Annotated in this window: 13 protein-coding genes; 7 read left to right on the top strand and 6 right to left on the bottom strand. The window is 36.0% G+C overall.

What is annotated here, in order from left to right; all coding sequences use genetic code 11:
* Window positions 1-157 precede the first annotated feature (157 nt).
* The 3 genes from QP953_RS22225 to QP953_RS22215 are packed head-to-tail and all read right to left on the bottom strand — an operon-like array spanning window position 158 to window position 1,664.
* Window positions 158-736: a CopD family protein gene (locus tag QP953_RS22225; RefSeq protein ID WP_052594074.1), complete on the bottom strand. Its 579-nt coding sequence runs from the start codon at window positions 734-736 to the stop codon at window positions 158-160.
* A gap of 17 nt (window positions 737-753) precedes the next feature.
* The gene (gene rlmH, locus QP953_RS22220; RefSeq protein WP_052594076.1) at window positions 754-1,227 is read right to left on the bottom strand and encodes a 23S rRNA (pseudouridine(1915)-N(3))-methyltransferase RlmH; all 474 of its coding nucleotides are present in this window, start codon (window positions 1,225-1,227) and stop codon (window positions 754-756) included.
* A complete protein-coding gene (locus QP953_RS22215; protein ID WP_309552991.1) occupies window positions 1,224-1,664 on the bottom strand; it encodes a putative ABC transporter permease in 441 nt (146 codons plus the stop codon). The genes rlmH and QP953_RS22215 overlap by 4 nt, the downstream gene beginning before the upstream one ends.
* A gap of 229 nt (window positions 1,665-1,893) precedes the next feature.
* On the opposite strand from QP953_RS22215, the gene QP953_RS22210 reads away from it, so the two are divergent.
* Window positions 1,894-2,430, top strand: coding sequence for a YceI family protein (locus QP953_RS22210; protein WP_309552990.1), 537 nt, complete (start codon window positions 1,894-1,896; stop codon window positions 2,428-2,430).
* A gap of 106 nt (window positions 2,431-2,536) precedes the next feature.
* On the opposite strand, the gene gpmI is transcribed toward QP953_RS22210, so the two are convergent.
* Window positions 2,537-4,060: a 2,3-bisphosphoglycerate-independent phosphoglycerate mutase gene (gene gpmI, locus QP953_RS22205; RefSeq protein WP_309552989.1), complete on the bottom strand. Its 1,524-nt coding sequence runs from the start codon at window positions 4,058-4,060 to the stop codon at window positions 2,537-2,539.
* Window positions 4,061-4,212: 152 nt separating this feature from the next.
* Between gpmI and QP953_RS22200 the strand changes: the two genes are divergently transcribed.
* The 6 genes from QP953_RS22200 to QP953_RS22175 all read left to right on the top strand — a co-directional run bounded on the left by QP953_RS22200 (window position 4,213) and on the right by QP953_RS22175 (window position 11,189).
* Complete coding sequence (locus QP953_RS22200; RefSeq protein WP_309552988.1) at window positions 4,213-4,923, top strand: hypothetical protein; 711 nt, start codon at window positions 4,213-4,215, stop codon at window positions 4,921-4,923.
* 234 nt (window positions 4,924-5,157) lie between these two features.
* Window positions 5,158-5,490 carry a DUF2853 family protein gene (locus tag QP953_RS22195; RefSeq protein ID WP_052594085.1) on the top strand — a complete coding sequence of 111 codons (333 nt, stop codon included), beginning with the start codon at window positions 5,158-5,160 and terminating at the stop codon, window positions 5,488-5,490.
* An 82-nt stretch (window positions 5,491-5,572) separates the two neighbouring features.
* Entirely contained in the window at window positions 5,573-6,466 is an 894-nt protein-coding gene (locus QP953_RS22190) for an RluA family pseudouridine synthase (RefSeq protein WP_309552987.1), read from the top strand.
* A 172-nt stretch (window positions 6,467-6,638) separates the two neighbouring features.
* Complete coding sequence (locus QP953_RS22185) at window positions 6,639-7,394, top strand: pentapeptide repeat-containing protein (RefSeq protein ID WP_052594089.1); 756 nt, start codon at window positions 6,639-6,641, stop codon at window positions 7,392-7,394.
* A 540-nt stretch (window positions 7,395-7,934) separates the two neighbouring features.
* Window positions 7,935-9,875, top strand: coding sequence for an OmpA family protein (locus tag QP953_RS22180; protein ID WP_309552986.1), 1,941 nt, complete (start codon window positions 7,935-7,937; stop codon window positions 9,873-9,875).
* A gap of 39 nt (window positions 9,876-9,914) precedes the next feature.
* The gene (locus tag QP953_RS22175; protein ID WP_052594093.1) at window positions 9,915-11,189 is read left to right on the top strand and encodes an ABC transporter permease; all 1,275 of its coding nucleotides are present in this window, start codon (window positions 9,915-9,917) and stop codon (window positions 11,187-11,189) included.
* 66 nt (window positions 11,190-11,255) lie between these two features.
* Here QP953_RS22175 and QP953_RS22170 read toward each other — a convergent pair whose 3' ends face one another.
* Complete coding sequence (locus QP953_RS22170; protein ID WP_309552985.1) at window positions 11,256-11,708, bottom strand: SRPBCC domain-containing protein; 453 nt, start codon at window positions 11,706-11,708, stop codon at window positions 11,256-11,258.
* 204 nt (window positions 11,709-11,912) lie between these two features.
* A complete protein-coding gene (locus tag QP953_RS22165; RefSeq protein ID WP_309552984.1) occupies window positions 11,913-13,661 on the bottom strand; it encodes a M48 family metalloprotease in 1,749 nt (582 codons plus the stop codon).
* Window positions 13,662-13,743 lie beyond the last annotated feature (82 nt).

Here is a 13,743-nt window from a genome sequence, read left to right as displayed (position 1 = left end):
TGTACTCTAAACAGAGTTGTAGATTTGTTTAGAGAAGAGCATGTTTAAAGTTATTTAACGTTGTTAGAATGAAATCATGGGGTTCTTTCCAATAAAAAATATAAGACTTGAGATACGGAAAGAAGCCTGTGATTTTATAAGTATGTTTATCCTTTATCTAATCTACCCGTTCTCGGATTTTTTTATACCACTTTACGCCCATGCCCAAGGCAATACCAAATAGAACTAGTCCTACAAGGGCATAGATAAATTTCAAACCATCTTTGTAAACTGCTAGTAAAACGATTGCCGTCAAAAAAAGTGTGGTGATCTCATTGTACAAGCGAAACTGAGTTGAGGTCATTACTTGTTCTCCCTTTTCCAAACGTTTCATAATACCTTTACTATAGTGGTGATAGCCTACCAAGAGAAGTATTAAGCCAAATTTCCAGTGCATCCAAATATTGAATGTCCACCAAGTCCAACCTCGTAAATACAGCATAGAGAACCCTCCTAAAAATGTAATAAATAGGGCAGGGGTCATAATAATTGTATACAGTCGACGCTCCATAATGCCCATTTGTTCCATGATGATTGAACGTTTGGGCTCTTCCATGTCCATAGCTTCAGTATGGTAAATAAATAGACGGGGTAAGTAAAAGAGAGCTGCAAACCAACTAACAAAACCAATGATGTGCAACGACTTGAAAAAGTAAAATGTATTGGGATTTTGGATGATTTCTTGAAGATACGTCATAATATTGATACTAAAAATTACTCGTGATGATAAGGTTGATTTCTTAAAATAGTCATCGCTCTATAGAGCTGTTCTAAAATAAATAAACGAACCATTTGATGAGAGAAAGTCATCTTAGACAGCGATATTTTGGCGTTTGCCCGTTGATATACTTCAGGTGAAAAACCATAAGCGCCACCAACCACAAAAATAATTCTTTTGTGGCTTTGTTGTAGCATATTTTCCATGTAATTAGCAAACTTTAGAGAACTGTATTCTTTTCCGCCTTCATCTAATAAAACTAACCAATCTCCTTTGTCTAATTTTTTTAGTATGGCTGCTCCTTCTTTTGATTTTAATTGCTCGTTGGTTCTATTTTTAGCATTTTTAATATCGGGGATAATTGAATATTCAAAAGGAAGGTAATGCTTTAGGCGTTTTTCATAAATCGCTGTTCCTTCTTTCAAATAAGGAAAAGAGGTATTGCCAATAACCCATAGTTCTACTTTCATGTAACGTGGTTTAAATTTTTATCTATAAAACGATATAAATACTCAATTAAAAAAGAAAAAAACATCCAAGCAGGAATATAATCCAACCGTATATAGCCCATAAAGTGCCATCCTGTAGTGTACTCCCAAGGACATTTGCCGGTCAACTGTTCTAAGGCAAAGCCTGAAATAAATTCAATGCTTAAAATTAGCGTTGTATAAAAAATCAATCGAAGCAAAAAGTGCCACGATTTTGTCTTTGTGACAATTGGTTCTGCAATCAAAGGAATCAAAGCGTAAATAGGCAGCATCCAAACATAGGTCTTACCAGTTAAAGACCAAAGCGGTTCATTACAGTAAGGTGTTTGATTGATTAAATTGCTAATGGCGACAAAAATAACTTCTGTAGTGACGCCAAAACAAGCAAAAAATAAACATAAAAATAATCTTTTAGGCATTTTGAGTGAATTTAGAAATACGAAGTAGTGGCGTAGCTAACGACTGAAATACAGTCGCCCTATAAAAATAGAGAATTATTGAAAACAATAAACGGGTAGAAGTTGTTAAAATGCATCTTAATGAACTAAGTGCCAAAAATAGGGATTTTGAATTGTATCTTTATAAACAGGCATCTGTTAATTTAAATCGACTATTATATATATCAATCATTTTATACAACTAAAGATTATGAAACAATTAGTATTATTAGTTATAGCCTTGCTTTTTGCTCAATCTAATATTGCCCAAGTCATTGATACCAAAGCTTCAAAAATAGAGTTTGAGGTGAGCAATATGGGAAAGATAGTAAAAGGAACCATGTTGAATTTGAAAGGAACCGTTAATTTTGATGCCAATAATTTAGAAGCCTCTAGTTTTGAAGCAACGGCAGATCCTGCTACTGTCAATACCGAAAGTAAAGGACGAGATAAACATTTACAAAAAGATGATTTTTTTGGAGTTGCTACTTATCCAACAGTTAAAATTAGTTCTGATAAAATCTCTAAAACAGAAGAAGGATACGAAGCAGAAGCGACCTTGACAATTCGGGACATTAGCACGAAGATAACCATTCCATTTACCGTAGAAGAAAAAGAAAACCGACAGCATCTAACAGGAACATTTACCATCCAAAGAAAAGAATATGGTTTGGGAGAAAAAATGGGAGCGGGGTCCATTGGTTTGGATGTAACCGTTTATATTGATTGTTTTGTTCAGTTAAAATAATAAAACATGGAACTGAAAGCTTAATTTATTGCTAGCAAGTAGGTATTATTGTAACAATGATTGGTGATTATTGAAATTGCCAATCATTGTTACAACCAATGGAGTATTATATTATTTTTAACAACGGAGTGCCATTCATCTCCTCTGAAGCTTGGAGTGCCATTAATTGCAAGATAGTAGGAGCAATATCAGCTAATTTGCCATTTTGAAGTTGAATGTTGTTAATCTCATTGGCAACAAAAAAACAAGGCACAGGATTGGTTGTATGAGCCGTATGAGGCGAGCCATCGTCGTTAATCATATAATCAGAGTTACCATGATCAGCAATGATAATAATAGCATAATCATGTTGTAGTAGATTTTTTACCAAACGTTTGACGCAAGTGTCAACTGTTTCAGCAGCTTTGACAGCCGCTTCAAAAACGCCTGTGTGACCGACCATATCCGCATTGGCGTAATTCAAACAAATAAAATTAGGTTGATTGCTTTCAACCTCTGCCAAAATGCTATCTGTAATGCCATGAGCACTCATTTCGGGTTGCAAATCATAAGTGGCTACTTTAGGTGAGGCAACAATCAAGCGTTTTTCTTGCTCAAAAGGTGCTTCTCGTCCCCCTGAAAAGAAGAAAGTAACGTGTGGATATTTTTCAGTTTCAGCAATTCTAACTTGTGTTTTGTTTGCCTTTGCTAGTACTTCTCCTAGTGTGTTGGTTAAGTTTTCTTTTTCAAAGAGCACTTTTACACCTTGGAATGTATCGTCATAACGCGTCATTGTTACATAATGAAGCGGGAGTGTTTTCATACTAAAATCAGGGAAATCTTGTTGTGTTAGTGCCATTGTAATTTGGCGACAACGATCTGTTCTAAAGTTAAAGCAAATGACAACATCTCCTTCTTGTATGGTTGCATCATGGCAAGTAATCGGCTGAATAAATTCATCGCTTTTACCAGCAGCATAAGAAGCTTCTAATGCTTTGATAGGATCGCTAAAATACGCTCCTTTGTTATGCAACAATAAATCATACGCCAATTGAATGCGTTCCCAACGTTTATCTCGATCCATTGCATAGTAACGCCCAATAATAGAGGCTATTTGAACAGGCATATCTTGAAGATGTTGTTGTAATTCTTTTATATAGCCAATGCCACCATTAGGAGCGGTATCTCTACCATCCATAAATGCATGGATATAGACGTTGGATAACTGATGTTCTTGCGTGGCATCGCACAAAGCTTTTAGGTGATTGATGTGAGAATGTACTCCTCCATCAGACAGCAAGCCCATTAAATGAACAGCTTTATTATTTTCTTTCGCATACTTCAAGGCTTCAACCAATGTGTTGTTTTCGTGCAAAGAATGATCTTTTGCTGCTTTGTTGATGCGGACTAATTCTTGATAAACGATTCTACCTGCTCCAATATTAAGATGTCCTACTTCTGAATTTCCCATTTGCCCTTCGGGCAAGCCAACTTGCTCGCCATAAGTGACCAGCTCAGAATTGGGGTAGTTTTGGTACAAACTGTCGATAAAAGGGGTTTTTGCCTGAGCAATGGCACTGACTTTAGGGTTAGGACCATGTCCCCAACCATCTAAAATTAATAAAGCTGTTTTATCGTATTTCTTTAACATGCTTTTGCTGTTTTTTGATAATCAATTTGATATGATGTGTCTACAAAGTAGTTTTGTAGGTTATAACATTGGATAATTTCCCACAACAGCCTCAAAGTTATTATTATAATTATTGATTTGCAATTTGGCTTGTGTTTTCTTACCTTGTTTGTATGAAAAATACACTATACATAATATTAACCGCACTCTTGTTCGGTGCTTGTGGGGATTCCACCAACTCAATCAATACAGAAAAAAAGACAGAGGCTGTAAAAAGTACTTTAGAATTCCAGATAGATTATAAGGATTGGAATTTTGAAACACCTAGGACTTATGAAGATTTTAAAGAGTTGTTGGACAAAAAAGGAGCAATTCGCTTGGATAACATTTTAATCAAGCAAGAAGGGAATGATTTATACGACTTCAATCAAAATTTAGGAGATGTCCTTATAACAAAAAATAGCCCCAATGATTATACTATCCTAGAACATTATATTATTCCTATAGGAAGCGTTTATGGAAAGTCAGCGATTTTTAAATATACCATGGATCCTGAAAAAGGAACGATCATACGAGACAAAGACTTTGTACCACAATTGACCATTTATAAATATTGGTCGAACCATATTGTCAAAGAGTACGACAGTTATTTAAATGATACTAGTTTTACAACCAATAATATAGAAGCAGTGCCTTATCGAGCTTTTGAAAATATGCGCTTTTTGATGTTTAATTTAGCATTGGCTACAGTACTAGAAGATTGCCAAGCTTGCGAGGAAAGATTAAACCGAATCGAAACAGACTATAGTTTTGTGAGTTCCAAGGCTTATTTTAAACAAAATCTGTTTGTTTGTAAGACCATTCTACGAAAATTTAAAATGTGAGAAGTTGGTGGAATTGTTTTAATTTTTTGTTCGATTTTTTTACATTGGTAATACAAAACATAAAATTCTTAGTGGATTTTAAGCAACTTGGCAAGAAAAGACACTTTTTGGCAAAAAAAAGCCATCCACAATTAAGAGAAATGATGTTTTTTGTCTAACAAGAATGGTTGGTAGTTGTTTTTAACTATTAAACTCAATAACATTATTCAATTAAAACATTAAACAAAGCTAAACATGAGCAAGTTCGATGAAAAAGTAGCTGGTTACAAAGCTAACATGGAAAAATTAGGAATTAAATATGATGAGGACAAATTAATAGCTTGTACTAAAGCATGTGGTCCTTCTATTTATAACAAAGACGGAGAAACCGTTTCTGGCTCAGATCAATCAGAGTTGGATCGTGTAAAAAATAACTACTTAGTTAAAAAATTAGGTCTTTCTGAAAGTGATGATTTGGATGGTATTGTTGATTATGCGATTGAAAAAATGGGAAAATCTAATAGTAAAAAGTATAGAGCTATTTTTTACTATCTTTGTTCTGAAAAAGCAGGCAAATACCCTGCCTAAGAGTTTTGTAAATCGTTATAACAAAGATATTCAAAAGCCATTTCTTCATAGGAATGGCTTTTGTATTGTAATAGAATAATTTATGCAGATAGTTTTGGCAACACATGTTGTTCCTGAAATCGAAGTGCCACAACGATTGAGTGATTACTTATGTGGTGTTTTTGCAGAGTTGCCCTCTCGCAAGAGTGTTAAAACAGCCATTAAAAAGGGAGCTGTTTATGTCAATGGGAAAAAAGGTCATACTGGAGATTGGGTCAAGAGTCATCAAGAAATTCAGCTGATGGATATAGACCATGCTCCTCGTAAGGTTTTAAAAATGCCTCTAGAAGTTTTATACGAAGATGCTTACTTGGCAGTCATTTTTAAACCCGCAGGGCTTCCTGTTAGTGGCAACCAGTTTAGAACCATTGAACAAGCATTATTGTATAACTTAGAACCATCTACAGCACCAGACCGATTAAAACAACCCAGAGCAGCTCATCGTTTGGATGCCCCCACTTCTGGTCTTTTGTTGGTTGCTAAAACAAAACAGGCTAGGATAAATCTAGGAGCGCAATTTGAAGCTAAAAGCATTCAGAAACGTTACCAAGCAATAGTTATTGGAGCGCCTCCTCGAGAGGGAAGTATTGTTTTTCCAATAGAAGGAAAAGCATCTTTAAGTATGTATGAGTGTTTAAAAACCGTAGATTCGTTAAAGAGTGGTCAATTATCTTTACTGAACCTGTACCCCAAAACAGGTCGAACACATCAACTGCGTATGCATCTTTCTAAGCTTGGTTTTCCAATTTTAGGAGATGCGCTTTATGGAAAAGAAGGCTTGATCTTAAAGCATAAGGGGCTGTTTTTGACTGCAATTGAATTGACGTTTCAACACCCTATTACGGAGAAAAAACAAACAATCACTTTAGAAACACCGTACAAATACACCGCCTTATTAGCACGGGAACAACGCCGATTTGATGCGTATCAAAAGTAATAATTAGCATTAAAACTGTCTACAGTCTTTTTAAGACTGGTTTTGTTTTATGTTGCAGAATACTTGTTGCTTCAGCTTTTTTTTTAGAAATTTAAGAATATGTTAATAATTTGCATGCTCTTTGCAATGAGAGAGGTAATTGTTAGTTCTACAGACACTAAAAAAATATAATATGAGAACAGTTACACTTTTTACACTTCTATTTTTCAGTATATTCACAACCTCAACATTACTAGCACAAGGGGATGATCCCGAAACCCCATATAATGATCGACAGGTAGAAATTATCAAAAAAGGCCACAAGGTTTTTGCTGCTTATCAGAAGGTTTATAAAGAAAAACATGGTGAGTTGCCTAAAATCAATTTGAAAGAGGCTAGTCTGCCTGGAGTAGATTTTAGAGGTATGAATTTGGACAATGCCGATTTTCGAGAAGCAGATTTGAGAGGGGCTCGTTTTGGAGACAAACCAGCTATTCGAACCAAAAAATATGATAATGAGGATAGGTTGATTGGTGGCCATGATCCTGTTCCTGCTGCTAGCCTTAGGAATGCTGATTTTAGAGGCGCAGATATTGGAGAACATAATTTGGTAGTTGCCGATTTGAGTTTGACCAATAGTGAGGGGGCTAACTTTTCAGAAACAGATTTGACAGGAGCCAAGTTTATCAAAGCAAAATTAAAAGGTGCGTCATTCAAAGAAACAAGTTTGATTGGAACCAACTTTCGAAAAGCGGATTTAACAGATGCAGATTTGACCGAAGCAGATGTAGAAGGAGCAACCTTTGATCGTACCATTATGATTCGTACTCAAATGGCTGGTTTGAATGTAGATGAATGTACTATGACAGATGTCTTTCTGACAGAAAAAGCACTACAAGATTACAAGGATATGAACAGCAAGAAAGAAAATATTTTTGAAGATGAGTAATTGTATTGGAAGCTAATCAGCGCTCCTGAAGTAGCAACATAATTAATTACTAATTTAACATTACTTCGTGGGAAAATCGCATCAGTTTGATTATCAATAGAGTATGTTTTGGTTGCTTAATTTCTTAAAAGGTTGATAATCAAATTGATGTAAAGATGCTTTTTTAGTTTTTTACAAAAAAGCTAAAAAATTTACGAAGTACTAAATTTAAACAACGAATGAAATAACTAAAGGCTTCTAAACATTGGACCCATTTTTATAGAATCCGCACTTCTGTAAAAATACTCAATGAGCTGCTTCTTTTTAGAAGTAGCTTTTTTTTGTATCTTAATGTATAAGTCCATTTTGGTATAAATTTATGTTAAGAACCTATTGCTTGATAACTTTTGGGGTATAATTTGATTATTAAAAAGAAAATGAAGAATCCCTAAGCACTTTGCAGAGAACTCTATTCGTTTTGTCGATAAAAAGTTTTTAACTCAGGCTATTTATGAGAACTCATCAAAGTTATATCTATCTTGTATTTAAATTATGAATGGAATGCATCTAAAATATATTTTATTTCTCTTGGTTTTCACGGCTAGTAGTGGAGTGGTATTAATTGGGCAATCTGATTATACAACAGCTGTTAATGCCTCTAAAAAAACAAAAGAAGCGTACAAAAAGGCATATGGTTATATTCTTAGAAAAGATTATAAAACCGCCAAAAAAGAGTTGGGTAAGTTATTAAAAAAGGATCCAACTTTTGTCAATTCATACATTCAGTTGGGGTATATTGCCGAAGCAGAACAAGATTTAAATACCGCAACAAACTACTTCAAAAAAGCCCTAGAGTTGGCGCCAGATTATTACCCAAAATCTTATATGGATTTGAGTCGAATTGCAATGAAAGAGGAGGCGTATGAGGATGTGGTGACGTATTTAAAAAAGTTTTTGAGCTTTGATAAAATCCACCCTAATTTAGTCAAAATAGCCAACAAGCGTTTGGGGGATGCTGAGTTTAGACCCAAAGCACTCGCGAACCCCGTTCCGTTTGACCCTAAAAACTTAGGGACTCGAATCAACTCTGATGATCGGGAATACTTTCCTTCGATTACTTTAGAAGACGAGTTGGTGTTTACAGTTCAAGAGGGGCAAGGACAACGAGGACAAGAAGATTTATACCGAAGTCAATGTACGGAAAATGGTTGGGAAGAACGGCAACCCATTACAAGTATTAATACACCTGAAAATGAAGCCGCTCAGTGTATATCAGCAGATGGAAAACTATTGGTTTTTACGGTTTGTAACCGAAGAGAGGATTACGGAAGTTGTGATTTATACTATTCCAAGAAGATAAATGGTAAGTGGACGAAACCTAAAAATATTGGGGCTCCTATTAATTCTAAAAATTGGGAGTCACAGCCTTCTATCGCTCCTAACAGCGATGCTATTTATTTTGTTCGTGGTGGGGCGAGGGGACAGGGAGACAAAGATATTTTTGTTTCTAAATTACAATCAGATGGAACTTGGGGTATCCCTGAGAATGTAAGCGAGTTGAACACACCTTATGATGAGTCTTCTCCTTCTTTGCATCCTGATGGAAAAACATTATACTTTAGCTCTACTGGACATCCTGGAATGGGCGGTTTTGATTTGTTTGTCACTAGAATGCAAGACAATGGTAAGTGGGGAACACCGATGAATTTAGGTTACCCTATTAATACCGAAAAACAGGAAGAAGCCTTGGCAGTGAGTCGAAAGGGAAAGGTGGCTTATTTGGCGTCTGATCGCTTGGGGGGATACGGATCGATGGATTTGTATAGTTTTGAGCTGCCAGAGTCGTCTCGACCAGCTGCGGTAACGTATATTAATGGCATCACTTTGAGTGCAACAACTAATTTGCCTGTAGCAGCGGAAATTGAGATTATTAATCTGGAAACAGAAAAAGTAGTGCTACAGCTTCAAACGTCTAAACGTGGAACTTTTATAGCTTGTTTGCCTGTTGGTCAATATGCTTTGAATGCTCAAAAAGAAGGGTATTTGTTCTTTTCGGCTAATTATAATTTAACGGAAGAAAAATCGTTAGATTTGGCTTATCGATTGGAGGCAAAATTACAGCCAGTTGTGTATGGAACAGCCGATTCTACTAAAAAAATAGATCGTGAACCTATTGTGTTGGAAAATGTTTTCTTTGCAACTGCTTCTGCTGAGTTAAAATCTGAATCGAAAGTGGAATTGAATAAACTGAAAGCATTATTAGAGACCAATAAAACATTAAAAATTCAACTTAATGGTCATACCGATAATGTTGGAAAACCAGAGGATAATTTAAAGCTATCGGAAGCTCGTGCTCAAGCTGTGATGAATTATTTAATTGAGAAAGGAATTGATGCCAAGCGTTTGAAAGCCAAAGGTTTTGGCGAGACCAAGCCTAAATATAGTAATGATTCTGCCTCTGGACGTGCTGGGAATCGGCGAACAGAATTTGAAGTATTGTAATTTATGGATTACTTATTACCGCTATTGATTTAATAAAACATGAACACACTATTATTATTACCAAGAATTTTCTTTGAAAGTATTCGTCAGGCATTTCAACAATTGGCAGGAAATAAGTTGCGTACCTTGTTGTCTTTGTCTGGTATTACGATAGGTATTTTTTGTGTAATAATGGTGCTGTCTGCGGTAGATTCCTTAGAAGCCAATATCCAAGATAGTTTTAAGCAATTGGGAGACGATGTTATTTATATTAGTAAAATGCCTTGGGGCGAACCCCCACACGAAGGAAACTTTTGGAAGTACCAGCGCCGCCCCGAAACAGACTATCGAGACTACGAAGTAATTGCAGAGCAGGTTCAAACGGCAGATATTGCTACGTTCACGGTTTTTATTGGTAATGGCACCGCAGAATCTAAAACAAGTAATGCTTCTAATGTCTTTTTTATAGGAGTAACGGATCACTACAAAGATATGTTCGGGCTTAAGTTTAGCAAAGGACGTTATTTTACTCCCCTCGAATTTTACAAAGGAACCAATCACATTATTATAGGACACGACGTTGCCGAAACACTTTTTAGACCTACTGAAGACCCTATAGGCAAATATATCAAGGTGAAAGGGCAGCGATTGCAAGTTATTGGTGTTTTGGAAAAAGAAGGCAAAGATCTGATTAATCCACTTGATTTTGATGGTGCTGGCTTAATTCCTTATAATACGGCAAGAAAATATGTCAACTTAAAAAAAGCAGGATTTAATCGAGGACGAACGTCAATTTCTGTCAAAGCTAAAGAAGGGGTGCGTTTAGAAACTTTACAAGCAGAACTAACTGGTGTATTGAGAGCCAAGCGCCTGTTAAAACCTGTTGAAGAAGATAATTTTTCACTCAATACGTTATCTATTGTTTCTCAAATATTTGAAAACGTATTTGGTATCATCCGAATTGCAGGATATATTATAGGCTTTTTTGCCATTATAGTTGGTGGGTTTAGTGTGGCGAATATTATGTTTGTTTCGGTAACAGAACGAACTCGTTTGATTGGAATTAAGAAAGCGCTGGGTGCTAAAAACTATGTTATCTTAATGGAGTTTTTAGTCGAGTCTATTATCCTTTGTTTGATAGGTGGGGTAGTAGGGCTTGTTTTTGTTATCTTAGGAGCAGAGGCAGCCACTAGTATTGCAGAATATGATATCTTTTTGTCTCCAGCAAATGCCATAAGAGGTTTGTTAATTGCCTCAGCTTCTGGAGTTATAGCAGGAATTATTCCAGCTTATCGAGCTTCTAAGATGGTTCCCGTAGAAGCCATACGAGGATAGGGCACTTATCAAGACAATAACAGTAATAAAAAACACAAAATCAAAAACAAAGCATCGTAACAATGCTTAAGCGTTGGCGATAAGTTCTGCTTCAGCTTTCAAATCTTTGGTAAATTGCTCAAACGAAGCATCAAAGGAGGGAATTTGACTAGCAAATAAAGGGAATAGGGGACCACCTATTTTTTCATGCATACTGAATAACGTATCGTTACCTTGTGGTGTTAAGGTATAGGTTCGTTTCCCCATTGCATCTCCCCAAACTAATTTCTGCTCTGTAAGCATTTCTTTTACTTTCAATTTAAACGTTCGATTAGGGGCAAGTGTACTCTTTAGTTTGATAAGATTCCCTTCTTTTATAGTACCTTCTATAGAGATAATAGTAGAATTCCATTTCGGAAAATTATCTGCCTGCGTCAATAAACCCCAAACGACAGTAGGGGTTGCTTTTATTATTTGAGTAATGCTGGTTGATCTACTGAAGGTCTTTTTCTGAGTAACTGCAATTCCATGTTGAGCCATTGTATAAAACGTATTATGATGAACAATTGAAGTATTTGATGTTTTGATAATGATTTACATTACCAGTTTAGTTTGAGCGTACAGCTTGTAAAAACTAAAAGGTCAATTTGTTGAGAAAAAAAGAAGAAAGATCATTTAAGGTTCTTTTCGATCAACAAATTGACCCACAACAAAAATTGGTTAAAGAGGTTCTATTTTATGATTCTATTTCACTTTTCCATAAATAAGCCAACGGGTAACATTATTATCTGCATCCAGCAAGAAGATAAGCCCTGTTTTTTCATAAAAAACAAAGTTGTTTTGGCTTCCTCCAAGCATTCTAGTTGGCTTGCCGTACAGTTTTTTTATAGCATCCAAAGAAGAGCCAATTTTAATACCACGAGCGGTTTCACCTTCGTAATCAGGTTTTGTCATTAAAAAGCCCTCCAGTTCTTCTTTGGCACTCCAAGGACCGCTGTAAGTCGCTACTAGAGTTGCGTCAAAATCTTCTTCTTCAACGGTAACAACAACCGTTTCTGGACGTTTTTCGTTTTGTTTTTTGATATCAATACTTTTGAAAGCATCTTTATCGTCAAACAAAACCTCTATTGCTTCTACGCCTACTTCTGCAATTGTTTCTTCTTCTCCCTCAATTTCTTCAGATATTTTTTTCTTAAACAACTTGGCAAACACATTGTTGGTAACAGCATCTAAGTTTGTCGTAGCAAGTAGAGCATTGCCAGATTCAGCCGCTTTAAACTCTTTTTTGGCATCTGCTTTCTGGTTGGATAAGGCAAACGCAATGCCACGGGCAATATGCCCATTGCCAACCAATAATTTATTATCGTTGGTAGCGGCAAATTGAATGGCTTTATTAGCTAATCCAAGTGCCATTTCATATTCACCTAGTAGACAGTGTGCTAAGGCTGCATTAACATAAGCTGGTGCATACTGGTCGTCAATACGAAGGGCATCGTTAAATAAATCTAGGGCATCTTTTGCCAATCGCAATCGCTTATCTTCTTTGGATTCTCCTGCCCCTTTTGTTCCTGCATGACTCAATCTTGTGTCCAAGTCAAGCCCAAAGGGATAGACGAATTTCAATTCTTCAGGGCTATACATGCTCATTGCTTCTTGTGCCAATGCCACTCCCGCATTGTTGTACATCTCTCGGCTAGGGAACGTAACAATAACATGGTCATAGCACATAGAAGCCTTTTCATAACGGCGTACCAAGTTGAGCAAATTAGCGGTATTAAAAACTGGAATTAGCTCTTCTAGCATTTCTTTAGAGTTGTTGTAAATAGCAATTCTATCTTGACGAGAAGGATAACCAAATGTCTCGTCAGGAATCTCTAAAGCATCGTACAGTTTATCAAAAAAGGCTCCACCAACACCCAAAGTATTGTATCCGCTCATATAACCAAATATGCCACCAAAATAGTCAGCTTCCGCTTCCATTCTAGCACGATCATCCGAGTCGTACATAGATTCTTTGACATTCTTTTTAATATCATTGTCAGGGTTGGCTTTTCCAAAAGCATGAGCCCAGCCGTGATCTTTGTAAAAGTGGGCAATTTCGTGTGCCATTACTGTAGCAACAATATCCAATGAGTCGGCACCCAAGTCTGCCGCCAAATCATAAATCCCTTCTCCAAAATTAATGGTATTATTACTAGGACTATAATAAGCATTATAATAAGGCTTTCCTTGATAATTATAAATAAAGTTAAATGTAGGAGCTTTGCGAGTATCTTTGACAGTTTTGCAAATTTTGTTGAAAATTTGCGCTGCTTCTCTTGCTTTTAATTTTTGATAATCAGATAGATCGGTTTCTAGTGGTTTGTAATTGTGCGGACTGATATTGCCTGCACTCAAGAAAATAGAAGGTAGTGCAAAGCATAAACCAATTTTTAACCATTTAGAAAAAGTGGTTTTTTCTTTGGTTGGAACTGTTTGGTAAAGGTGTTGCATTAATTATAATTTTTAGTGGTTGAATGAGGATGCAAATGTCGTATCTATTGTCCTAATTAATATAGCAAAAACTATGCTTAAA

It is taken from the genome of Aureispira sp. CCB-E, assembly GCF_031326345.1.
Classification (GTDB): Bacteria; Bacteroidota; Bacteroidia; order Chitinophagales; family Saprospiraceae; genus Aureispira.
The sequence above is the reverse complement of the archived record's forward strand: the minus strand, read 5'-3'. Positions and strand labels throughout refer to the sequence as shown.

Coding starts and splice junctions, on each gene's coding strand:
- QP953_RS22225 (WP_052594074.1), bottom strand. CDS start 736: ATGACGTATCTTCAAGAAATCATCCAAAATCCCAATACATTTTACTTT.
- rlmH (WP_052594076.1), bottom strand. CDS start 1,227: ATGAAAGTAGAACTATGGGTTATTGGCAATACCTCTTTTCCTTATTTG.
- QP953_RS22215 (WP_309552991.1), bottom strand. CDS start 1,664: ATGCCTAAAAGATTATTTTTATGTTTATTTTTTGCTTGTTTTGGCGTC.
- QP953_RS22210 (WP_309552990.1), top strand. CDS start 1,894: ATGAAACAATTAGTATTATTAGTTATAGCCTTGCTTTTTGCTCAATCT.
- gpmI (WP_309552989.1), bottom strand. CDS start 4,060: ATGTTAAAGAAATACGATAAAACAGCTTTATTAATTTTAGATGGTTGG.
- QP953_RS22200 (WP_309552988.1), top strand. CDS start 4,213: ATGAAAAATACACTATACATAATATTAACCGCACTCTTGTTCGGTGCT.
- QP953_RS22195 (WP_052594085.1), top strand. CDS start 5,158: ATGAGCAAGTTCGATGAAAAAGTAGCTGGTTACAAAGCTAACATGGAA.
- QP953_RS22190 (WP_309552987.1), top strand. CDS start 5,573: ATGCAGATAGTTTTGGCAACACATGTTGTTCCTGAAATCGAAGTGCCA.
- QP953_RS22185 (WP_052594089.1), top strand. CDS start 6,639: ATGAGAACAGTTACACTTTTTACACTTCTATTTTTCAGTATATTCACA.
- QP953_RS22180 (WP_309552986.1), top strand. CDS start 7,935: ATGCATCTAAAATATATTTTATTTCTCTTGGTTTTCACGGCTAGTAGT.
- QP953_RS22175 (WP_052594093.1), top strand. CDS start 9,915: ATGAACACACTATTATTATTACCAAGAATTTTCTTTGAAAGTATTCGT.
- QP953_RS22170 (WP_309552985.1), bottom strand. CDS start 11,708: ATGGCTCAACATGGAATTGCAGTTACTCAGAAAAAGACCTTCAGTAGA.
- QP953_RS22165 (WP_309552984.1), bottom strand. CDS start 13,661: ATGCAACACCTTTACCAAACAGTTCCAACCAAAGAAAAAACCACTTTT.